Origin of the sequence: Agromyces sp. NPDC057679, from assembly GCF_042799635.1 — a bacterium.
Classification (GTDB): Bacteria; Actinomycetota; Actinomycetes; order Actinomycetales; family Microbacteriaceae; genus Agromyces.
The window spans coordinates 650,567-671,753 of the sequence record NZ_JBHVIK010000002.1 but is presented as its reverse complement, the minus strand read 5'-3'; the positions used below and the strand labels follow the sequence as shown (position 1 = coordinate 671,753).

Below are 21,187 nucleotides of genomic sequence, written 5' to 3'. Positions count from 1 at the left end.
GAGCTGCCGGGGCTCTCGGCGAGGCGACGCCGACGCGAAGGCGGGTTGCTCCACCCCAGTGATTGAGGTGTGCCCCCGGTGGTTGAGGAGGCCCGGCGCGAAGCGACAACGCGTCTCGAAACCGGGGCAAATCAGGTCTCGAGATCGACCTACCCGGTTTCGAGACGCGTCCGACTCCGTCGGGCGCTCCTCAACCCACGGCACCCCTTACCCGGTTTCGAGGAGCGTCCGACGGCTACGACAGACGCGGCGTGCGCGGCGGCTCGGTGCGGCGGGCGCCGGTCGCCTCGAAGGCGGCGGCGAGCGTCAGCAGCGCGGTGTCGTCATACGCACGCCCCGCGAAGGTGAGCCCGACGGGCATGCCGATGTCGGCCATCGTGCCCATCGGCACCGTCACCGTCGGGATGCCGAGGTGGCGCGGCACCAGGTTGCCGTTCGACACCCACACGCCGTTGCGCCAGCCGAGGTCGGCCGAAGCCTCGTTCACGTCCATGTCGGCGGGGCCGACGTCGGCCGCGGCCGGGAACACGACCGCGTCGAGGCCGAGCCCGTCCATCCACTCTTCGAGGTCGACGCGGCGGGTCTCCTCGAGCCCGCGCAGCCCCGCCTCGAGCTCGGGGATCTCTGCGATGGAGGCGTACGGGTGCTCGCGCACCTGCGCGGGATACGTCACGATGTCGTCGTCGAAGCCCGTGTAGCGGTCGGGCAGGGCGCCCTCGGGGTGCGGGAAGATCGACGCCCCGTCGACGCCGGCGAGCGTCGAGAGGTTCGGGTCGCCGTTCGCCGCGAGGAAGTCGTCCCACGCCCACGCGGAGAGGTCGATGATCTCGCGGTGCAGGTACTCGGGCGAGACGAGGCCCCGGGTCTCGATCGTCGGGGCGCCCGGCCGGTCGCCCTCGTAGTTCGACACCACGGGGAAGTCGACCTCGACCACCTCGGCGCCGGCCGCCTCGAGGTCGCGACGCGCCGCCCCCCACAGGGCGATGACCGAGGCGCGGGTCTCGATGCGCCGCCCCGTCGGGCCGCCGATGCCGACGTGCTCGCCGGTGCCGGCGAGCGGGTCGGCGTTGACGTACATCGCGGGAACGCCGAACCGCTTGCCCGCGAGCGCGCCGCGCGCGGCCGAGGCATCCACCGCCTTCAGCGCCGGGTACGACGCGGGCCGCACCTCCGACGCCGCCGGCAGCGCCACCCACGGCTGCGCGCGCCAGAAGTCGCCGCGCGTCTCGACGTCGTCGGCGACGATGACGTCGAGCACCTCGAGCAGGTCGGCCATGCTGCGCGTGTGCGGCACGACGACGTCCATCGTGGGCACGAGCGGCCAGTTGCCGCGGGTCGAGATGACCCCGCGCGACGGCGTGTACGCGCACAGCGCGTTGTTCGACGCCGGCGCCCGCCCGCTCGACCAGGTCTCCTCGCCGAGCCCGAACGCCGCGAACGACGCCGCCGTGGCGGTGCCCGAGCCGTTCGACGATCCCGAGCCGAACGCCGCGGTCAGGAACTCGGCGTTGTACGGGCTCTCTGCGCGGCCGTAGACGCCCCGCTGCATGCCGCCGTTCGCCATCGGCGGCATGTTCGTCAGCCCGATGAGCACCGCGCCCGCCGCGCGCAGGCGCTCGATCGTGAACGCGTCGCGCTGCGCGACGAGGTCCTTGAACGCGGGCGAACCCGACGCCGCGGTCAGCCCGCGAGCGAGGTAGCTGTCCTTCGCGGTGTACGGGATCCCGTCGAGCGGCCCGAGCACCTCGCCGCGGGCGCGGCGGGCATCGGAGGCCTCCGCATCGGCGCGCGCCTCGGGGTTCATGACGACGAGCGCGTTGAGCGCCGTCGCCGTGCCGGGCGCGTCGTACGCCGCGATGCGGGCGAGGTACGCGTCGAGCAGCTCCACCGAGGTGGTCTCGCCGCGCTCGAGCGCGCCGCGCAGCTCGGCGATCGACGCCTCGACGACGTCGAACGACCCGACGCTCATCGGGCGACCGCCGGCTGCTGCTGGGTGATGCAGTGGATGCCGCCGCCGCCGGCGAAGATCTGGCGGGCGTCGACCGTCACGGCACGCCGGCCCGGGTAGACCGCCTCGAGGATCTCGCGCGCCGTGGCATCCGCCTCGTCGTCGCCGAAGCCGCAGGCGATGATGCCGCCGTTCACGACCAGGTGGTTCACGTAGCTGTAGTCGACGAAGCCCTCCTCGTCGCGGATCGTCGACGGCGCGGGGATCTCGACGACCTCGAGGGTGCGCCCCGCGGCATCCGTCGCCGACGAGAGCAGCGCGATGATCTCGCGGCTGACCTCGAAGTCGGGGTGCTCGGGGTTGCGCTGCGAGTGCACGAGCACCGTGCCGGGCGAGGTCAGCGTCGCGACGATGTCGACGTGCCCGTTCGTGCCGAAGTCGTCGTAATCGCGGGTGAGTCCGCGAGGCAGCCAGATCGCCTTGGTCGCGCCGATCGTGCGCGCCATCTCGGCCTCGACGCGGCGCTTGTCGGCGTACGGGTTGCGGCGCGGGTCGAGCTGGACGGTCTCGGTGAGCAGCACCGTGCCCTCGCCGTCGACGTGGATGCCGCCGCCCTCGTTCACGAGCGCGCTCGAGACGAGCTCGGCGCCCACTCGCTCGGCGACGAAGCGGGCGTGCTCGGCCGACTTCTCGAAGGTCGCCCACCCGCGGTCGCCCCAGCCGTTGAAGGTCCAGTCGACGGCGCCGAGCACGCCGGGGCGCTCGTCGTCGACGACGAAGGTGGGGCCGTGGTCGCGCATCCAGAACTCGTCGACGGGGCACTCGACGACCTCGACCCGCGGGTCGAGGAGTTCGCGGGCGGCCTCGAGCGCGCTCGCGTCGACGAGGATCGTCACCGGCTCGAACTCGACCACCGCGTTCGCCACGGCCGCCCACGCGGCGAAGGTCAGCGCCGTCTCCTCGGGGGACGAGTCGGCGACGTTGTCGGCCACCGGGAACGCCATCCAGGTGCGCTCGTGGGGTGCGGTCTCAGAGGGCATGCGCCAGCTCATGCGAGGGTCTCCATTTCGATGGGTGCGGATGCCCGGGCATCCGAGTACTGGATATCACGTGCTGCTCCGGGGCGCAGCAGCGGGTGTTTGAACGGGGTCGTCGTGGTCCAGAGCAGCGCGTACACGCCGCCGCCGATGACGGGGGCGAGCAGCGCCGAGAGGTCGGCGCCGCCGAGTGCGGTCGCGATGGGGCCGGTGTACAGCGTGGTATTCGCCATCAGGACGGCGACCACGGTGCCGAGGAGCTGGGCGATGACGCCCGGCCAGAAGAAGCCGCCCGAGTACCAGAACGGGCTGCCGGGGCGCTCGTCGTTCAGCGCGATGCCGTCGTACTGGTTGCGACGCACGATGATGTCGACCGCGTAGATCGCGACGAGCGGGCCGAGCACCGTGACGCTGAGCTCGAGCGCGTACTCCATCGTCTCGAGGAAGCCGGGCGAGAGGAACACGAGCCATGCTGCGGCCGCGGTCGCGAGCGCGCCGGTGACGACGACCGTGGTGGCGCGGTGGACCTTGAAGCCGAGCCCCTGCGCGTAGAGGCCGGTCGAGTACGCGACGAGCACGTTGTTCGAGATCGAGCCGAGGATGACGATGCCGAGGAAGACCGGGGTGAACCACGCGGGCACGATCTCGCCGATCGTGAGCTGCGGGTCGGTCATGTCGATCGCGGTGCCGGCGATCACGCCGAGCGAGCCGATGAGCACGGCGGGGATGAACCCGCCGAGCGCGGTCCACCAGATGATGCCCGGCTTCGACGCGGTCTTCGGCAGGTAGCGGGCGTAGTCGGCGCCGGTGCCCCACGACAGCGGGCCCGACGACACGATCGCGTAGCCGAGCAGCGCCATCGCCCAGTGCTCGCCCACCGGCAGCTCGACCGGCGTGTAGGCGAAGTCGGCGGCCTGCAGCACGAACACGGCGAGCACGACGAAGGCCACGGCGAGCGCGGCCGAGAAGTACGGCGCGAGCTTCATGATCGTCGCGTGGCCGTAGACGCCGAAGATGAAGCTCGCGACGGCGACGACGCCGAGCACCGCCCACTCGGTGCCGACCGGCAGCGCGACGCCGAGCAGGTCGAGCAGTGCGAGCGAGGCGAAGGTCGCGACGGCGATGTTGATGATCTCGTAGAAGAGTCCGATCGCGACGCCGAGGCCGCCGCCGAAGATGCGGTTGCCGCGGATGCCGAACATCGCCCGCATGATCGTGACGCTCGGCGTGCCCGAGGCAGGGCCGCTGATCGCGAGCCAGCCGACGGCGATCCACCAGAGGTTGCCGATGACGGTGATCGCGAGGGCCTCCCACACCGAGAGGCCGAGGAGGATCAGGATGCCGCCGAAGGCGAAGTAGAGGTAGTTGACGTTCGCGCTCGCCCACACCCAGAAGAGCGAGGAGGGGCGGCCGTGCCGTTCGGCTGCCGGCACCACGTCGATGCCGCGGGTCTCGATACGACCCGCACGATCGGATGCCGCGGGGTGGGTCATCGGGGCGGGGATGGCGTCGTTGCTCATCGTTGAGGCTCGTCTCGGTGGGGGCTCGGGAGGAGAGCTGGGTCTGGGACTCATTTATTGACCATGCGATCAATAATGTGGCGAGACTACATACAATGGGGAATCATGTCAACGCCGACCCGTGTCCGCGCCGCCCGCAAGTCGCCCGCCGAGCGCGCCGACGACATCGCCCGCGCCGCCCGCGACCTCGCCCTCGAGCAGGGCCTGTCGGCTGTGACGCTGCGCGCCGTGGCCGCCGCAGCCGGTGTCGCACCCGCGCTCGTCGCCCACTACGTGCCGAGCATGGAGGCGCTCATCGCCCGCACCTTCTCGACCGTCGTCTCGGCCGAGATCACCGAGTTCGAGGCGATGCTCGCGACCGTCGACGGGCCGCGCGCGCAGCTCGGCGAACTCATCCGCACCGTGCTCGACGGCACCCGCGACGACGTCACCGTCGTGTGGGTCGAGGCCTGGGCGCTCGGCCGCCGCAACGAGACCCTCGCACACGCGGTGCGCGAGCAGATGGACGCCTGGCAGGCGATCCTGCAGGAGGTCGTCGAGGCCGGCGTGCGCTCGGGCGACTTCGAGACCACGGATGCAGCGGGCGTCGCCTGGCAGCTCCTCGGCATGGTCGACGGGCTCAACGCCCAGGCGCTCGTGCGCTGGGGCGACACCGCCCACCGCAGCTCGCTCACCCAGCACGCCGTCGAGGGCATGCTCGGCCTCCCCCGCGGCGCGCTCGACGCCCCGACGTCGGTCGACTAGGCGCACCGCGCCCGAGGGAGACCTCCTACCCCCGCTCGGCGAGCCTGGCCTGCGCGAGCTTCGGCGGCGCCATCACGAGCCAGGCCTCCTCGACGAGCTCGGCCAGCCGTTCGTCGCCGATGCGGTCGAGCCGTGCGAGGATCGCCGGCCACCCGTCGAAGTGCGGGATCGTGAAGAACACCTCGGGATCCTCGTCGATGAGCGCGAGCTTCTCGTGCTCGTCCTCGACGCGGGCGCCCAAGATCGGCCCCGGCTGCTCGGCGATGCCGAGGTGGGCGAGGTCGGCCTTCCGCAGCGGTCGCTCCCAGACGAAGCCCTTGCCGTGCACCCGCCAGTGCGCCGCGCCCCAGCTCACCGCTTCACTCGTGTCGGGCAGCGCGAGCGCGAGGCTGCGCAGCAGATCCCAGTCGGCCATGGGCGCCACGCTACGCCGCGCGCTCGGCCGCGGCATCCCCCGCCCCCGAGCTCCGCCGCTCGGTCGCTCCGCCAGCCGATGGATGTCGCACGCTCCCGATACCGTGGGAGCACGCCCGGCGAGAGGAGCTCGATGTACCGGCTGAACGGCTCCGTCGTGACGAGCGCGAGCGACCTCAAGAAGGCGAGCGACTGCGAGTTCGCGTTCCTGCGCGAGCTCGACGTGAAGCTCGGGCGCGACACGCTGTTCGCTCCCCTCGACGACCCGATGCTGCGCCGTGCCGGCGAGCTCGGCGACGTGCACGAGCTCCACCTCCTCGAGCGCTACCGCGCCGAGTTCGGCGACGGCGTCGTCGAGATCGAACGCCCCGACGTGCGCGACGACGAAGCGGTGGCCGCCGCGGTCGAGGCGACGATCGCCGCCTTCCGCGCGGGGGCGCCCGTCGTCTTCCAGGCGACCTTCAGCGACGAGCCGGTGCCGGGGCAGGGGTTCATCGGCTTCGCCGACTTCATCGTGCGACGGCCCGACGGGCGATACCGCGTGCAGGATGCGAAGCTCGCGCGCCGGGCACGGGTGACGGCGCTCCTCCAGCTCGCCGCGTACGCCGAGCAGCTTCGCCGCCTCGAGGTACCGCTCGACGACACCGTCGAGCTGCTGCTCGGCGACGGCTCGGTGAGCGCGCACCGGCTCGACGACATCCTGCCCGTGTACCGCGAGCGCGCCGCCCGCCTGCAGCGCATCGTGGCCGATCGCGTCGCCGACCACGGCCCGGTCGCCTGGGGCGACCCGCGCTACGGCCACGACGGCCGGTGCCCGACGTGCGAGCTCGAGGTGCAGGCGCATCGAGACGTGCTCATGGTCGGGGGCATGCGGGTCACCCAGCGCGAACCGCTGGCCGCGGGCGGCATCACGACGATCGACGAGCTCGCGGCCTCGACCGGGCCGGTGCCCCACGTGATGGAGGCGACGCTCGACAACCTGCGCGCCCAGGCGCGGCTGCAGCTGCAGGCCGAGGCCGAGGCGAGCGCCGCCGTCGCCTCGGGTGCCTGGCGCGAGGGCGACCCGCCGCTGCCGCCGCCCGTCGGTGTGCGCGATGCCCGCGCCATCGCGGCGATCCCCGAGCCGAGCCCGGGCGACCTGTTCTTCGACTTCGAGGGCGATCCGCTCTACACCGAGGGCGAGGGCACCAGCTGGAACCTCGACTACCTGTGGGGCATGGTCGACACCGACGAGACCTTCACCGCGTTCTGGGCGCACTCCTTCGCGGAGGAGCGCGAGGCCCTGCTGCAGTTCCTCGAACTCGTGAAACTGCGTCGGCAGGTGCACCCCGGGCTGCACATCTTCCACTACGCGAGCTACGAACGCACCCACCTCACGGCCATCGCCGCGCGCCACGGCGTCGGCGAGGCCGAGGTCGACCAACTGCTCGCCGACGGCGTGCTCGTCGACCTCTACCCGATCGTGAAGCGCGCGGTGCGGGTCGGCAGCCGTTCGTACTCCATCAAGAAGCTCGAACCGCTCTACATGGGGTCCGAGCTGCGCGAGGCCGACGTGAAGTCGGGCGCCGACTCGATCACCGAGTACGTGCGCGCGAGCGAGCTGCGTTCGACCGCGGCCGCGACAGGCGACGAGGCGGCCGCCGAGGAGGCCGCCCGCATCCTCGCAGACCTCGCCGACTACAACCGCTACGACTGCGTCTCGACCCTGCGGCTGCGTGACTGGCTGCTCGCCGTCGGCGCACGCGAAGGCATCCGGCCGGTGGCCGCGTCGATGCTCGCCGACCGCGCCGAGGGCAAGGTCTACGAGGCCTCGCCGCTCGCGCTGCAGCTCAGGGCGATCGTGCGGGAGCGCGACGAGCAAGCGGCCGCGACCCCTGGGCACACGGTCGGCGCCTCGCCGCGCGACGCCGACACCGAGGCGCTCGCCCTCGCCTCCGCGGCGATCGACTACCACGCCCGAGAGGCGAAGAGCTTCTGGTGGTCGCACTACCTCCGCTGCGACCAGCCGCTCGAGACCTGGGAGGAGCATCGCGACGTGCTCGTCGTCGATCCCGCACGCTCGCGAGCGGTGGGCCGGTGGTACGAGGAGCCCCGCTGGCAGAGCGCACGGCGCGAACTGCAGCTCGACGGCCGCGTCGCCCCCGGCTCGAGGTTCAGCGTCGGCGGCGACGTGTTCCTGCTCTACGACTGGCCGGCGCCGTTCCCCTCGCAGTCGACCCGACCGGGACAGCGGGCGTGGTCGAACGCGACCGTCGTCGAGGTCACCGACGAGGGCGTCCGCGTCGAGGAGCGGGGCCAGCCCGGCATCACCTGGACCGAGCTCCCCGTCGCGATCGCGCCGGGCGCACCGCCCCGTGCCGACGCCCTGCGCGACGCGATCGCCGAGTGGGCGGCGCCGGTTCCCGCGCGCGTCCCCGAGCTGCCGGCGGGTCCCGCGATGGACGTGCTGCGCCGCAGGCCGCCGAGGGCGGTCGGTGGGCTCGTGCCCCTCGGCGCCGACCACGACTACATCCCGGCGGTCGTCGAGTCGGTGCGACGACTCGATCGTTCCTACCTCGCGGTGCAGGGCCCTCCCGGCACCGGCAAGACCTACCTCGCCGCGCACGTGATCACCGCGCTCGTGCGCGACCACGGCTGGCGCATCGGCGTCGTCGCCCAGTCGCACTCGGTCGTCGAGAACGTGCTCGATGCGGTCGTCGACGCCGGGCTCGACCGCGGTCTCGTCGCGAAGCACCTGAAGGACGCGGGCGATGCGGGCCGCCACGGTTTCACCGCCCTCGCTCGGAAGGACGACATCGCCGCCTTCGCCGGCGACCGCCCGGGCGGCTACGTCGTCGGCGGCACGGCCTGGGACTTCTGCAACGTCCGCCGGGTGCCCCGCGGCTCGCTCGACCTGCTCGTCATCGACGAGGCCGGCCAGTTCTCAGCGGCCTCGACGATCGCCGTCTCGGTGTCGGCCACGCGGCTGCTGCTGCTCGGCGACCCGCAGCAGCTGCCGCAGGTGAGCCAGGCCCTGCACCCCGAGCCCGTCGACGCCTCGGCGCTCGGCTGGGTGGCCGACGGCCACGATGTGCTGCCGGCCGAGTTCGGCTACTTCCTCGCCGAGAGCCGGCGCATGCACCCGGCCGTCGCCGGCCCGGTCTCACGGCTCTCGTACGAGGGTGAACTGCGCTCGCACCCCGTCGCCGAGCGCCGTGCGCTCGAGGGCGTCGCGCCCGGCGTCACCCCGGTGCCCGTTGCGCACGAGGGCAATTCGACCTTCTCGCCCGAAGAGGCCGAGTCGGTCGTGCACCTCGTGCGTTCGCTCATCGGCCGCGAGTGGACCGACGCCGCCGACTCGTCGGCCGGGCCGGTCGCCGCGGCGCCACGGCCCCTCGAGCAGCGCGACCTCATCGTCGTGACCCCGTACAACGCGCAGCTCGCCACCGTCCGGGACGCGCTCGACGCGGCCGGGTTCACCGACGTCCCCGTCGGCACGGTCGACAAGTTCCAGGGCCAGGAGGCGGTCGTCTCGATCGTCTCGCTCGCGGCGTCCTCCGCCGACTCCGCGCCGCGGGGCCTCGAGTTCCTGCTGCTGAAGAACCGGCTCAACGTCGCGATCTCACGGGCGAAGTGGGCGGCGTACCTCGTCTACTCGCCCGGGTTGCTCGAAGGGCTCCCCCACCGTGCGGAGGGCGTCGCGCAGCTCAGTTCGTTCATGCGCCTCGTCGGAGCGGCGGCGCCGCGTCCCGCCGGCCCGCGCGAGTCGGCCGTCGCTGAGTTCGACGAGCCGCACCTCGCCGCGCCGAGCCCGGCGAGCTGAGCAGCTGCGGGCGAACCCCGGTCGACGCCGCCCGCGGGGTCAGTCGCCGAAGTCGAGACGGGTTCCGCCGAGCCGCTCCGGACGCAGACGGATGACCACCCGGCCCTCGGCCACCGCGTCGGCGAAGAACGCACTCGGGTCGGCGGGACGCGCGGCCTCGGGCACCAGCGACAGCAGCTCGACCCCGACCGCGTCGCCCGGCTCGACGGTCGGCGCAGAGACCTCCGCGAGCCCCTCGACCGCGGCGAACGACCAGTGGTCGTCGGCCGAGACGTGCAGCGTCGCCCGCGGGTCGCGCTGCAGGTGCCTCGCCTTCAGACGCGTGCTCGTCGTCGAGAACCGGGCGATGCGCTCCGCCGCGTTCCAGCCGTAGAGCATGGTGGTGAGGTGGGGCTGCCCGTCGCGCTTCAGCGTGGCGAGCACGCCGAAGCTCTGCGCTGCGAGCAGGTCGGAGGCTTCGGTCTCGGTGAGCGGCACAGGCCCGGCGTTCTTCGTCATGTCAGGGCGAACCGGCGTCGACGCCGTCGCATTCCGCGGAGTCGCAGGATGTCGGAAAGCCGCGCTCCGGCCTCCGCCGAACACGCACTCGGGAATACCCCAGACCGGTAGTGCGTACAGTATCGGTGTGACTTCCTCCTCTGCATCGACCCCCGAACGCATCACCATGTACGGCGCCGCCTGGTGCGGCGACTGCCGTCGCTCGAAGCGACTGCTCGACGGCCGCGGCATCGACTACGACTACGTCGGCCTCGAGGTGAACGTCGAGGCCGCCGACATCGCCAAGTCGATCTCGGGGCGCACGAACATCCCGGTCGTCGTCTTCCCCGACGGCACCCACTTCACCGAGCCCAGCGACGACGAACTGGGCGCGAAGCTCGACGAGACGCTCGCCGCGTAACCCGGCTCCACGCCGACGGGCCCGTCCGAGGCATCCCTCGACTTGGGGGTACCCGTCCTCCGCGGTTCGCTCGACGCCCCGCGGGGTGCATGGAACACTGGCGGCATGCCACGCGAGGCACGTCGGCTGCAGGGGCGCGAGCGCGAAGTCGCCTCGATCTCACGCGAGCTCGAGGCGGCGTTCGACGGCTCGACGCGCATCGTCGTGCTGCACGGCGAAGCCGGCATCGGCAAGACCGCGCTCATGGAGGCGGCCGCGCACTCGGCGACGGGTCGCGCTCGCGTGCTGTCGGTCCGCAACCTCCCGCTGACCACGCGAATGCCCAACCTCGCGGTCCGCTCCCTGCTCGCGCAGGCGGAGGACATCGGCCCGCAGCACGACGGCACCCGCCCGCCCCTCCCCCTTCGGCTCGATGCGGCGATCGCGCGGCTCACCGCGATCGGCCCCGTCGTCATCACAGTCGACGACTTGCAGTGGGCCGACGCCGACACGCTCGATGCCCTGATGTTCCTCGTGGGCGGCGCTGAGGATCGACCGCTCGCGATCCTCACGACCGTCCGCTCGGGAAGCGGCCGCGACGTCGACCGGTGGCGGGCCGACCTCCTGCGACTCCCCGGCGTGCGGTCGCTCCAGGTGCGTCCCCTCGATCGCCTCGGCATGCACGACCTGATCGCGGCGCAGCTCGGCGCGCCGCCGCACGACGCGCTCGTGCGCGACGTGCTCGACCGAACCGGCGGCAACCCGTATCACGCCAGGCTCCTCATCGACGGCGTCGACCCCGACGCGCTCGCGGCGCCGCCCGCCACGGCACCGTCGACCTCGGGCGACCTCGGCACCGCCCTGCTGCAGACGTGGGCGACACTGCCCGCCCGCACTCGCGAGCTCACCGTCCTGCTCGCGATCCACGGCAAGCCGATCCGGGCGAGCATCCTCGCCGGGCTCGACCCCGCCTGGCGCGAAGCCGTCGACGAACTCCACCCCGCGCTCGCAACGCACGTGCTCGATCAGGATGAGCGCGGCCGCATGTGGTTCCACCACCCCCTGATCGCCGAGCTCCTCGTCGCCTCGGTGCCCGACGACGAACTGCGGCGGCAGCACGCGACCCTCGCGCGCGGGGTCGAGCGCCTCATCGAGGTCGACGGCCCGACCCCCGACCGGCTCGTGGATCTCGCCGATCACCTCGCGGCGGCGGGCGACACGGTCGGCTCCTTCGCATCGAGCCGACGGGCGGTGCAGGCGTTGCACGGGCTCGAGCAGACCGCGACGACGTTGCGTCTGGTGCGTCGCTGCGTCGAGTCGGAGCGCGACGAACCGGCCGTCGTCGGCGACCGTCGGGCGCTGCTCAGCGAGTGGGCCGCCGCAGCCGCCGACGCCGACGCCGACGCCGACGAGCACGCGGCCGTGCTCGCCCTCCTCGAGTCGGTCGGCGCCGAGGAACCGCTCGCTCGGGCCGGGCTGCTCCTGCGGCGGCAGCAGCTCGAATTCCGCCTCGGCGGCGAACTGAGCACCTCGGCCGCCCTGCACGAGGTGGTCGAGCTGACCTCCGGTGCACCGGACAGCCGGGAGTACGCGCTCGCGCTCAGCGAGCTTGCGCACGCCGAGATCATCGCGCACGATCCGCGCAGTATCGAACACGCGGCCGAAGCCCTCGACCTCGCCACGCGTCTCGACGACCCCGAGGCGAGAGCGTACGCGCTGGCGGTCACCGCGCAACTCGCCGCGGCGAGGCGCGATGTCGCGGCGGCCTCGCGGCTCGCCGACGAGACCTTCGCGGTGGCGCTGCCGGTGCGGCGGTTCGAACCCGTGACGAGCGCGATCCTCTGGGAGGCGTACTCGATGCCCCGGCATCGGCAGGCCGCAGAGCGCCTCCGCGACTGGCGCGAGCGACTCGCCTCCGCCGGGGCGCCGCGGCTCATGATCGCGGCACTCGCCTGCATCGAAGCGGCCGCGTGGGTGACGATCGGCGCCAGCCCCCAGGTGCGGGAATCGCTGAGGATCGTGCGCGCCGATGGAGCCCCCGAGTACATCGAGCTCGCCATGCGCTCGGTCTCCGCCCGGTTCGCTGCGCAACTCGGACGAGTCGACGAGGCCGCAGCCCACCTGCAACGGGCTCGGGAGCGGTTCCCGGCGCCGCCTGCCTACGCGGCGCTCGAGCTCGCGGTCGCCGGGGGCCTCGCGAGCCTCGTGGCCGGGGATCCCGGCGGGGCGCTCGACGCGGTCCGTCCGATGATCGAGCGCGGTCCCGGCGGACGGAGCTCCGAGTGGCTCGTGCCCCTCGCCGCGCGCGCCCTCGCCGACCGCGCCGCGATCGCGCGCGACGACGGCTCCGACCCGGGGGCGGCGCTCGCCGAGCTCGACGCGCTCGAGGCGACGCATCCGCGGGTGCCCCGCCAGACGATGGGCATCTCGTACGAGAGCGATCTCGAGGCGCTCGACGCGCTCTACATCGCCGAGCGCGCGCGGGCGCGCGGACTGCCTGAGGCCTTCGACCGCTGGGTCGAGGCGGCCGACCTGGCCGCTGCCGGCGAGCTGGCCTGGGAGGAGGGCTACGCCTGCCGTCGCGGGGCTGAGCAGGGGCTCATCGACGGCGGCCCACGGCGACGGGTCGCGATCGCCCTCCTCCGGCGCGGCGCCGCGGTCGCCGCGCGGACCGAGGCCGACGGGCTCGCCGAGGAGCTCGAGACCCTCGCCAGGTGGGCGCGGATCCGGCTGCACGGCGACGGCCAGGCGCGCGCTGCCGCTCCCGATCGCCTGGCCGGTGCCGCGCTCACCGGCCGGGAGCGCGAGCTGCTCCCCTACCTCGTCGACGGACGGACCTACGCCGAGATCGCCGAGCTGCTGACGATCAGCGAGAAGACCGTGAGCTCGCACGTCTCGAACCTGCTGCGCAAGACCGGTGCGACCAACCGGGTCGACCTCGCCCGCATGGCGCGCGAGTCGTCCGAGGCGCGCGAGTCGTCCGAGGCGCGCGAGTCGTCCGAGGCGCGCGAGTCGTCCGAGGCGCGCGAGATCTGAGGGGTTCGCACGCACATCTGAGGGGTCGCCTCGGATGTCGCGCCACCGGCCGCTGCCTAGCGTGAGCGCCGTACGCAGCATTCGGATGCCGTCGGCATCGCCCCGAAGGGAGCACCATCATGTCGTCCGTCACCAGAGCCGCAGCCGTCGCCGCAAGTGCGATGCTCCTCGTCGCCCTCGCCGGTTGCGCCGGAACCCCCGCCTCGAGCGAGGCCGAGCTCCACCAGGAGCGCACCACGAAGCAGTCCGCGGCAGCTCGCGGCTCGGCCGATCTGCAGGGCGAGCGCCTCGCCGCGCAGGCGGCGGCCCAGGCCGCCGGGTCCGCCGCGGCGGGCACGAACGCCGCGGAGATGCAGGGCGCGCGCCTGGCCGAGTACGCCGAGACCCTCACCGGCTCGGGCGGCGCGTCGTGGGCCGAGCATCGCGGCATCGCGGACTGAGGCGACGAGTCGGGCGAGGCGCGCCGTGCCGAACCAGGTCGGAGCCGAACTCCTGCTCGACTCGAGTGCGGCGGTGGCGCTCATCCTGCCGTCCCACGCCGCGCACGCCGCGATCGCGGCGCGAGTCGGCCGGTCGCAGCTCGGACTCGCCGGCCACGCGGCGATCGAGACCTACTCGACGCTGACGCGGTTGCCCGCGCAGGATCGCCTCTCGGCCGCCGCGGCCGCGCGGCGCATCGCCGACGACTTCCCGGCGAGCCGCCGGCTCGAGGCGATGTCGGCGGCGGCGGCCGTCGCCCGCTTCGCCGCAGCCGGCATCACGGGCGGCGCGGTGATCGACGGCCTCGTCGCGCTCGCGGCGATCGACGCCGGCCTGCCGCTCGTCACGTGCGATCGTCGTACGCTCCTCACCTCCACGGCGCTCGGCGCCGAGGTCGAGTTCGTCTAGGCGCATCTCCGCGTGCGGAATCCGTGAGGAACCGTCGGCGCGCCGTTCGGATCGCGTAACAATCGCGCGCGTGGCCGTGAGTCGGCGTAGAACGGAAGCATGCCTTCGATCGCGCGGCGCCCCTCATGACGCTCACCCGTCTGCTGCCGACGCTGCGGCGCTCGATCCCCGATCCGATCGCGCCCGAGCGCTGGCCGGCGGGCACCCGGGTCACGACGACCGACGTCATCGTGGGCGGATTCTCGATGACGCGACTCGCGGAGCGCGACGGCACCCCGCTCGCGCACCTCGCTCCGACGCCTGCCCGGACGCGCACGGGCGGGCTCGATGGGCCGGTGCGCCACCGCGGGGTCGCGGTGGCGACGGTGCGCGAGGTCGCGGTCGCGGCGGGCGTGCCGCTGGTCTCGATCGACGGCGAGAACAGCCCGCTTCGGCCCGACTGGGCGGAGGCCCGCCTCATCGGTCGCGTCTCGGTCGCGAAGGTCGTGACGGTGTCGGTCCGGTTCGCAGCCGGCGGATGCCACGCGCTCGCGCAGCTCGAGCTGCCCGCCGATCTCACGGCGGGCGACCTCATCGCCGTGCCGGTCGAGGCGGATCGCGTCACGATCAGCGTCGCCGGGCCCCTCGGCCCCGCTCGGCTCGCCGAGCCCGCCCTGCACGGCTGACCCGCCGGCGCGGGCGAGCGCCGCCCGCGCGCGCCCGGCTCCCGCGTCAGCGCAGCGCCGGGGCGACCTCCGCGGCGAACAGCTCGATCCCCGATCGGTCGTACGCCGCCTCCGGCGCGTACAGGATCGCGTAGTCCAGGCCGACGGAGCGCCGCTCCTCGAGCTTCGCGACGATCTGGTCGGGCGTGCCGACGAGCGCGCCGGGCGGCGTGATGAAGTAGTTCTCGACATACTTCGCCGCGCCCTCGGCACCGAGGTGCGGGGCGACCCGCGCCTCGATGCGTGCGAGCCGCGCCTCGACGTCGGCGGCGGAGGTGCCGACCACGGTGTTGAAGTTCATCGAGCGCGTGATCTCCGAGGCATCCCGGCCGATGGCCTCGCAGTGCCCGCGCAGCACCTCGCCCTTGTGCGCGAACTCCTCCGGCGTGCCGGTGAAGTTCGTGTACCCGGCGTACTTCGCCGCGATCTTGAGCGTCACCTGCTCGCCGCCGCCCGCGATCCAGAACGGGATGCCGCCGTCCTGCAGCGGTTGCGGCTGCACGATCGCCCCGTCGACCTGGTAGTAGCGACCGTCGAGGGTCGCCTGTCCGGTGGTCCACGCCTGGCGCATGATCTCGACGCCCTCGCGCAGCATGCCGAGCCGCTCGGGGATCGTCGGGAACCCGTAGCCGTACGCCTCCCACTCGTGCTCGTACCACCCGCCGCCGATGCCCATCTCGATGCGCCCGCCCGAGATGACGTCGGCGGTCGCCGCGACCTTCGCGAGGTACGCGGGGTTGCGGTAGCCCATGCACGTGCACATCTGCCCGAGGCGCACCCGGGAGGTCGAGGCGGCGAACGCGGCCATGAGGGTCCAGGCCTCGTGGGTCGCCTCGGTCGGCGACGGCACGGGGGTCGTGTGGAAGTGGTCGTAGACCCAGATCGACTCGAACGGCGAGTCCGCCGCATCGGCGAACTCGGCGAGGCCGCGCATGGCGGCCCACTGCTCGGCGGGATCGATGCCGACGAGGTCGTATCGCCAGCCCTGGGGAACGAACATTCCGAAACGCATGGGGAACAGCCTAGGAGAGCGAGGAGCCCCGGGCTGCCGCGTACACCCGCCCCGGAATGCGCGACCGTGCGCGGAGCCACTCCGTACGGCGCACCGCGTTTCAGCGTCAGCACTGAGGCCGGGCTCCGGGTCGCGGCGTAGCTTCAGCCGAATGAACGGTCAGCTCCACTGCGATTTCGCCGTCGCCGATTTCGACGCGACCGTCGTCGAGACCTGCGACGCACGCCTCATCCGCGTCACCGGTCACGGGCTCGCCCCGTCGGCCGGCTGGCGACTCGAGCTCGTCGCCGCCAACCCCGGCGTCGTGCCGCACCCCGAGAGCCTCTGGCTCGAGATCCGCGAGACTCCGCCCGAAGAGCCCCGCCCGCGCGTGCTCTCCGAGGTGCCCGTCGAGGCCATCATCGAGGACTCGCAGGCCCAGGAGATCGTCGTCCGCTTCCGCTGGCGCGAGGGCTTCCGCCTGCCGCTCCGTGAACGCGTGCCCTCCTTCCGCTGACATCCGGCCGGCATGACGGATGCCACGGGGTCCGCCCCGTGGCATCCGTCATGCGACCCGTGCGTCGCGTGCGCGAGCGCTACGCGAGCGCGAAGCGGAGCTCGGCCATCGCCGGCCCCGCCCACACCGTTCCGTCGAGGTCGTCGCTGCGCACCGTGACGACCTTGCCGCCCTTCGAGATGACGAGCAGCGCCAACTGGGGCAGCAGGTCGCCGGCGTGCGTGCCGTCGACGAGGGTCTCGCCCGAGCCGTGGTCGCTCGCGAACTCGATCGCGCCCGACTCCTGGTCGAGCGTGCCGTTCACCGAGGTGGTGAAGTCGAACCAGAGGGTCTCGACCGCACCGTCGGCCGCCTCACGGCCGATCGCCGCCAGGTCGCGCTCGACCCGGCCCGCCGTGCCCTCGGTGAGGACGCGCAGGGTCTGCTCGGCCTCGTGCACATTGAGCTTCGAGAGCTGCAGCCGCAGGGCCTCGTCGACCTCGGCCGGCCCCAGCCGGTCGGGCGAGCCCGGCACCGCGATGACGCGGCGCGAGTTGCGGGTGTTCGCGAGGAAGAGGCTGAGCAGCGGCTCGGCGGCGAACACGAACACGGGCACGCGCTCGTCGGGGTCGCGGGCGAGGAGTTCGCGGCGGGCGATCTCGATGACCCGCTTCGAGTACTGGTCGAGCAAGGTCTTGCGGCCCTCGTCGCCCATCAGGCGGCTCGCGCCGCCCTGGCTCGAGGTGCCGCGGTTCGCGCCGCGCGGCTTGTCTTCGTTCGGCTCGCGGTTGGTGGCCTCGTCGAGGTTCGCGGCACCCGACTGGTCGATCTCGAGCTTCGCGGCCCGGTCGGTCGGCGTCGCATGCCAGAGCGACCACTCGTGCGCCGAGAGCGTCAGTGCGAAGGCCTCCTGGTCTTGGCTGGGTGCCCGGAGCAGCTGCCCGAGCGTGAAGTGCGAGCCCACGTGCCAGGCGTCGTCGAGCCGGTTCGGCAGCACGAACACCTCGTTGAAGCCGGGGGCGACGAAGATCGCCATCGAGCGTGCGAGGCCGCCCCAGAGGCGCTGGTCGCCGATCACCGCATCGCGCTCGGCGCGAAGGGCCGCGACCTCGGCGGAAGAGGCCCCGTTGGAGCGCACCTGCTCGATGGCCTCGTCGAAGGCACTGCGCGCGGCGACCTCGGAGCGCTCGCGCTCGCTGACGACCGGCGAGGTCGAGAGGTAGACGGTGATCGCGGGATGATGCACGCCCGCAAGGGCCGCGAAATCGGCTGTGGTGGGCAGTTCGTAGTGGATGGTCATTCGTATCCTCCCCCGAGATCGCGCGACGACGATGTCGCTCGCTCCCAGCCTATGAAGGCCGGGGCGCGAGCGACACCCCCATCTGCGAGATCCGCGGGTCGGGACCCGAATACCGGGGCCGTCACCCCACGGGGTGGTTCGAGCGGATGACGCGGGTCGGGTCGACCGCCCGCTTCAGCGCCCGCAGGCGGGCCAGCCGGCCGCCGAAGAACCGCGCGGCGTCGCGACGCTGCTCGGCGAAGTTCAGGTACTCCTCCGGCGCGCGCCACGGCTCGATCTGCGAGAACAGGCGGCCGAGCGAGCGGGCGATCGCCTCGTCGGCGCCCGGCATCGCCATGGCCCCGGCGAACACGAGGTAGTTCGCCTCGAAGCCGGCGGTGGCCCCGGGCACGGGCAGTCCGAGGTCCGCCGCGCGCTGCACGGCCGCGTCGGGCTCGACCGCACCGCCGAGGTGACGGATCTCGGTCGAGAGGAGGGCGGTGCCCGAGTCGGCCCCGACCGCCCCGACGAACGCGCGCACCGCTGCCGGCGGCAGCTCGCGGAGCATCATGCCGTCGCCGCGCCCCGGCACGGGCCCGGGCGGGTCCATGTGCAGCGCGAGCAGTTCGGCGGGCGACTGCGGGTGCACGGTGTCGAGCTCGGGGGCGAGCGCCCGCAGCGGGGCGAGCAGTGCGTCGGCACGGGCCGGCGAGTCGAGCACGACGGCCTCGACGATCACGACCGAGCGACCCGAGAGGAACGGCGGCAGCTCGGGCAGCGGCGGCAGGTGCATGATGCGCACCACGCTCTGCACGGCGTCGGGCACCGTGTTGGTCCAGTCGGCCCAGGCCGCGGCGACCTCGTCGGCACGCTCGGCCGGCCAGAGCAGCATGCCCGCGACGACCTCGGTGATCGGGAACAGGCGGAACTCGAGCGCCGTCACGACGCCGAAGTCGCCACCCCCGCCGCGCACCGCCCAGAACAGCTCCGAGTCGTGCTCCTCGTCGACGCGGCGGAGCCGTCCGTCGGCGGTCACGATCTCGACGGCGAGCACCTGGTTCGCTGCGAGTCCGTGCGTGCGGGCGAGCCAGCTGACGCCGCCGCCGAGGGTGTAGCCGACCACGCCGACGTCGTGCGACGATCCGGCGAGCGCGGCGAGCCCGTGCGGTGCGGCCGCGGCGACGACATCGCCCCAGAGTGCGCCGGCCTCGACGCGGGCGATGCGACGCTCGACGTCGATCTCGACGCCGCGCAGTTCGTGGGTGCGGAGCAGGATCGCATCGGCGAGGCCGTTGTCGGCGGCGAGGGGCCCGGCGTTGTGTCCGGTGCCCTGCGGGGCGACGGCGAGGCCGTAGCGGGCGCCGAATCCGACGGTGCGCACCAGGTCCTCGGTCGAGCGGGCGGTGACGACGACGGCTGGGCGCTGGTCGACGTCGAGGTTCCAGGCGGCGCGGGCGTCGTCCCAGTCGGGGTCGCCCGAGAGGTGCACGCGCCCGGCCAGCTGCTCGTCGAGCAGGGCGAGGGCTTCGCGGAGCGAGAGCGTGGCGATATCGGGAGCGGGCGCCTCGAGCGTGGCGGCGGCCACGGGCGGTGCGGAGGGCACAGGGGTGTTCACGGGTGATTCCTTTCAGGATTCCGGTGCGGGCCGGCCGGCTTCGGCACTGAGGCGGATCAGCCTTCCGACGGCCGTGCAGATCTGCACGGCGCTCGCAACGAGACCCCATCCAATGGCGGCGGGCGGATCGCCGCGTCAGTGAACCCCCTCCGATGCGCTCAGGGGTATCCCTGCCGCGGAGCGAGCCCCGGAATACCGGATGCCGCGCGGCGGTTGCCGGAAAGGATGAACATCTCGCCGCGCCTGTCCGTGCTCGACCTCGTTCCGGTTCGCAGTGATCAGTCGAGTCGAGGTGCCGTCGCGGCATCCGTTCGCCTGGCGCAGCTCGCCGACCGGCTGGGCTTCACCCGCTACTGGTTCGCCGAGCACCACAACATGCCGGCCGTCGCCTCGACGACGCCGCCGGTGCTGATCGCTGCGATCGCCGCGCAGACCGAACGGATCCGCGTGGGGTCGGGCGGCGTGATGCTGCCGAACCACGCGCCGCTCGTCGTCGCCGAGCAGTTCGCGGCCCTCGAGGCGCTGGCCCCGGGCCGCATCGACCTCGGCATCGGGCGTGCGCCGGGCAGCGACCCCGTGATCACGCAGCTGCTGCGCATCTCCGGGCCCACCGCCGAGGTCGACCGATTCCCCGACCACCTCGCCGACATCCTCTCGCTGCTCTCGCCCGACGGCGCGACGCTGCGCCTGACGAGCGGGCGCGAGTACCCGATCACCGCGACGCCGGCCGCCTCGGCCGTGCCGCCGCTGTGGCTGCTCGGCTCGAGCGACTACTCGGCGAAGCTCGCCGCCGAACTCGGCCTGCCGTACGTCTTCGCGAACCACTTCTCGGGCCAGGGGCTCGAGCGTGCGCTCGAGCTCTACCGCACGGGCTACCGCCCGAGCGAGGCGCACCCCGAGCCCGAGACGTTCCTCACGGTGAACGCCTCGGTCGCGCCGACGCTCGACGAGGCGCGTGCGCGGGCGCTGCCGCAGTTGCGTTCGATGGCGAGACTGCAGCTCGGCCGGCCGATGCGGCCGCTCGAGACGATCGACGAGGCGCAGACGGCGCCCGCCGATTCGCAGGCGGCGGAGCTCATCACCGCGATGGAGCGCCGCTGGGTGATCGCGGATGCCGCGGGTGCGGCCTCGGAGCTGCGGAAGCTCGCCGCCCGTCACGGCATCGACGAGGTCATGGTGGCGCCGATCGCCGGCTCGTACGCATCCGAGCCGCTCGACCGCACGCCCGGTCGCGAGCAGACGCTCGAGCTGCTCGCGGGCGCACTCGCCGAGTAGTCCCGGAGAACGAAGAAGCCCGGCCGCAGCGCGGTCGGGCTTCCGGGTGCGAACGGCTCAGGCCGCGAGGCCGAGCCGGCGCAGGTCCTCCGTCGAGGCCTCGTAGACGTCGCCGTCCGCGATGGTCGTCTCGCGGGGCACGCGGGCCCCGTTCTGCACCTTCGCGCCGGTGCCGACGGTCGCGTACGGCCCGATGACGGCGTTGCGGCCGACGACGGCGCGTCGCCCGACGTGGGCGTTCACGCCGATCACGGCGCGTTCGGCGACGATCGCGTCGCCCTCGATCCAGCCGCCCGGGCCGATCTGGGCGCCGCGTTGCACTTCGGCGCCGGGATCGACGTAGGCCGTCGGGTCGACGAACGCGCTCGGGTCGACCTTGGCGGTGGTGGCGACGAGGCCACGACCGTTCGCGTGCTTGCGGTAGCGACGCAGGATCCCGGCTTCGTCCTCGAACTCGACATAGCTGATGCCCACGTTCTCCTCCTTCCGGCGTGGAGGCTCCACGCCCGAACATAGACACAACATCAGGGCTGACCGGGGTATTCCCGTTCCTCGCCGTCG

18 protein-coding genes are annotated in these 21,187 nt (G+C 73.1%); 9 read left to right on the top strand and 9 right to left on the bottom strand.

Going from position 1 to position 21,187, the window contains the following annotated elements; genetic code table 11:
• Positions 1-235: 235 nt before the first annotated feature.
• Genes ACFVAJ_RS10030 through ACFVAJ_RS10020 form a run of 3 tightly spaced genes read right to left on the bottom strand, consistent with a single transcriptional unit; the run spans position 236 to position 4,505 of the window.
• Positions 236-1,969, bottom strand: coding sequence for an amidase (locus ACFVAJ_RS10030; RefSeq protein WP_376943658.1), 1,734 nt, complete (start codon positions 1,967-1,969; stop codon positions 236-238).
• On the bottom strand, positions 1,966-3,000 hold the full coding sequence (locus ACFVAJ_RS10025; RefSeq protein ID WP_376943656.1) for an agmatine/peptidylarginine deiminase: 1,035 nt from the start codon (positions 2,998-3,000) through the stop codon (positions 1,966-1,968). The genes ACFVAJ_RS10030 and ACFVAJ_RS10025 overlap by 4 nt, the downstream gene beginning before the upstream one ends.
• A complete protein-coding gene (locus tag ACFVAJ_RS10020) occupies positions 2,997-4,505 on the bottom strand; it encodes a purine-cytosine permease family protein (RefSeq protein ID WP_376943654.1) in 1,509 nt (502 codons plus the stop codon). The genes ACFVAJ_RS10025 and ACFVAJ_RS10020 overlap by 4 nt, the downstream gene beginning before the upstream one ends.
• A 105-nt stretch (positions 4,506-4,610) precedes the next feature.
• Between ACFVAJ_RS10020 and ACFVAJ_RS10015 the strand changes: the two genes are divergently transcribed.
• Positions 4,611-5,249 carry a TetR/AcrR family transcriptional regulator gene (locus ACFVAJ_RS10015; RefSeq protein WP_376943652.1) on the top strand — a complete coding sequence of 213 codons (639 nt, stop codon included), beginning with the start codon at positions 4,611-4,613 and terminating at the stop codon, positions 5,247-5,249.
• 25 nt (positions 5,250-5,274) lie between these two features.
• On the opposite strand, the gene ACFVAJ_RS10010 is transcribed toward ACFVAJ_RS10015, so the two are convergent.
• Positions 5,275-5,664: an MmcQ/YjbR family DNA-binding protein gene (locus tag ACFVAJ_RS10010; protein ID WP_376943650.1), complete on the bottom strand. Its 390-nt coding sequence runs from the start codon at positions 5,662-5,664 to the stop codon at positions 5,275-5,277.
• A 132-nt stretch (positions 5,665-5,796) separates the two neighbouring features.
• Here ACFVAJ_RS10010 and ACFVAJ_RS10005 point away from each other — a divergent pair, with 132 nt between their 5' ends.
• Positions 5,797-9,465, top strand: coding sequence for a TM0106 family RecB-like putative nuclease (locus ACFVAJ_RS10005; protein ID WP_376943648.1), 3,669 nt, complete (start codon positions 5,797-5,799; stop codon positions 9,463-9,465).
• Between the two features lie 39 nt (positions 9,466-9,504).
• Here ACFVAJ_RS10005 and ACFVAJ_RS10000 read toward each other — a convergent pair whose 3' ends face one another.
• The gene (locus tag ACFVAJ_RS10000; protein ID WP_376943646.1) at positions 9,505-9,963 is read right to left on the bottom strand and encodes a PPOX class F420-dependent oxidoreductase; all 459 of its coding nucleotides are present in this window, start codon (positions 9,961-9,963) and stop codon (positions 9,505-9,507) included.
• 127 nt (positions 9,964-10,090) lie between these two features.
• Between ACFVAJ_RS10000 and ACFVAJ_RS09995 the strand changes: the two genes are divergently transcribed.
• The 5 genes from ACFVAJ_RS09995 to ACFVAJ_RS09975 all read left to right on the top strand — a co-directional run bounded on the left by ACFVAJ_RS09995 (position 10,091) and on the right by ACFVAJ_RS09975 (position 14,931).
• The gene (locus ACFVAJ_RS09995) at positions 10,091-10,363 is read left to right on the top strand and encodes a glutaredoxin family protein (protein ID WP_376943644.1); all 273 of its coding nucleotides are present in this window, start codon (positions 10,091-10,093) and stop codon (positions 10,361-10,363) included.
• A 105-nt stretch (positions 10,364-10,468) separates the two neighbouring features.
• Positions 10,469-13,378, top strand: a complete 2,910-nt coding sequence (locus ACFVAJ_RS09990) for an AAA family ATPase (RefSeq protein ID WP_376943642.1) — start codon at positions 10,469-10,471, stop codon at positions 13,376-13,378.
• Positions 13,379-13,497: 119 nt separating this feature from the next.
• A complete protein-coding gene (locus tag ACFVAJ_RS09985) occupies positions 13,498-13,818 on the top strand; it encodes a hypothetical protein (protein WP_376943640.1) in 321 nt (106 codons plus the stop codon).
• A gap of 25 nt (positions 13,819-13,843) precedes the next feature.
• Positions 13,844-14,266: a PIN domain-containing protein gene (locus ACFVAJ_RS09980; RefSeq protein ID WP_376943638.1), complete on the top strand. Its 423-nt coding sequence runs from the start codon at positions 13,844-13,846 to the stop codon at positions 14,264-14,266.
• A 125-nt stretch (positions 14,267-14,391) separates the two neighbouring features.
• Positions 14,392-14,931 (top strand): hypothetical protein, encoded by a 540-nt coding sequence (locus ACFVAJ_RS09975; protein WP_376943636.1) that lies wholly within the window; start codon positions 14,392-14,394, stop codon positions 14,929-14,931.
• A 46-nt stretch (positions 14,932-14,977) separates the two neighbouring features.
• Here the strand turns inward: ACFVAJ_RS09975 and ACFVAJ_RS09970 are convergent, their stop codons facing one another.
• Positions 14,978-15,982: an LLM class F420-dependent oxidoreductase gene (locus tag ACFVAJ_RS09970; protein WP_376943634.1), complete on the bottom strand. Its 1,005-nt coding sequence runs from the start codon at positions 15,980-15,982 to the stop codon at positions 14,978-14,980.
• 151 nt (positions 15,983-16,133) lie between these two features.
• Here ACFVAJ_RS09970 and ACFVAJ_RS09965 point away from each other — a divergent pair, with 151 nt between their 5' ends.
• Positions 16,134-16,478 carry a hypothetical protein gene (locus tag ACFVAJ_RS09965; RefSeq protein WP_376943632.1) on the top strand — a complete coding sequence of 115 codons (345 nt, stop codon included), beginning with the start codon at positions 16,134-16,136 and terminating at the stop codon, positions 16,476-16,478.
• A 79-nt stretch (positions 16,479-16,557) separates the two neighbouring features.
• Here ACFVAJ_RS09965 and ACFVAJ_RS09960 read toward each other — a convergent pair whose 3' ends face one another.
• Together ACFVAJ_RS09960 and ACFVAJ_RS09955 are read right to left on the bottom strand one after the other, a co-directional pair.
• Entirely contained in the window at positions 16,558-17,757 is a 1,200-nt protein-coding gene (locus ACFVAJ_RS09960; protein ID WP_376943630.1) for a hypothetical protein, read from the bottom strand.
• Between the two features lie 121 nt (positions 17,758-17,878).
• On the bottom strand, positions 17,879-19,351 hold the full coding sequence (locus ACFVAJ_RS09955) for an FAD-binding protein (protein ID WP_376943628.1): 1,473 nt from the start codon (positions 19,349-19,351) through the stop codon (positions 17,879-17,881).
• A 225-nt stretch (positions 19,352-19,576) separates the two neighbouring features.
• Between ACFVAJ_RS09955 and ACFVAJ_RS09950 the strand changes: the two genes are divergently transcribed.
• Positions 19,577-20,626 carry an LLM class flavin-dependent oxidoreductase gene (locus ACFVAJ_RS09950; RefSeq protein WP_376943626.1) on the top strand — a complete coding sequence of 350 codons (1,050 nt, stop codon included), beginning with the start codon at positions 19,577-19,579 and terminating at the stop codon, positions 20,624-20,626.
• 57 nt (positions 20,627-20,683) lie between these two features.
• On the opposite strand, the gene ACFVAJ_RS09945 is transcribed toward ACFVAJ_RS09950, so the two are convergent.
• On the bottom strand, positions 20,684-21,100 hold the full coding sequence (locus ACFVAJ_RS09945; protein WP_376943624.1) for a transferase: 417 nt from the start codon (positions 21,098-21,100) through the stop codon (positions 20,684-20,686).
• Between the last annotated feature and the right edge of the window lie 87 nt (positions 21,101-21,187).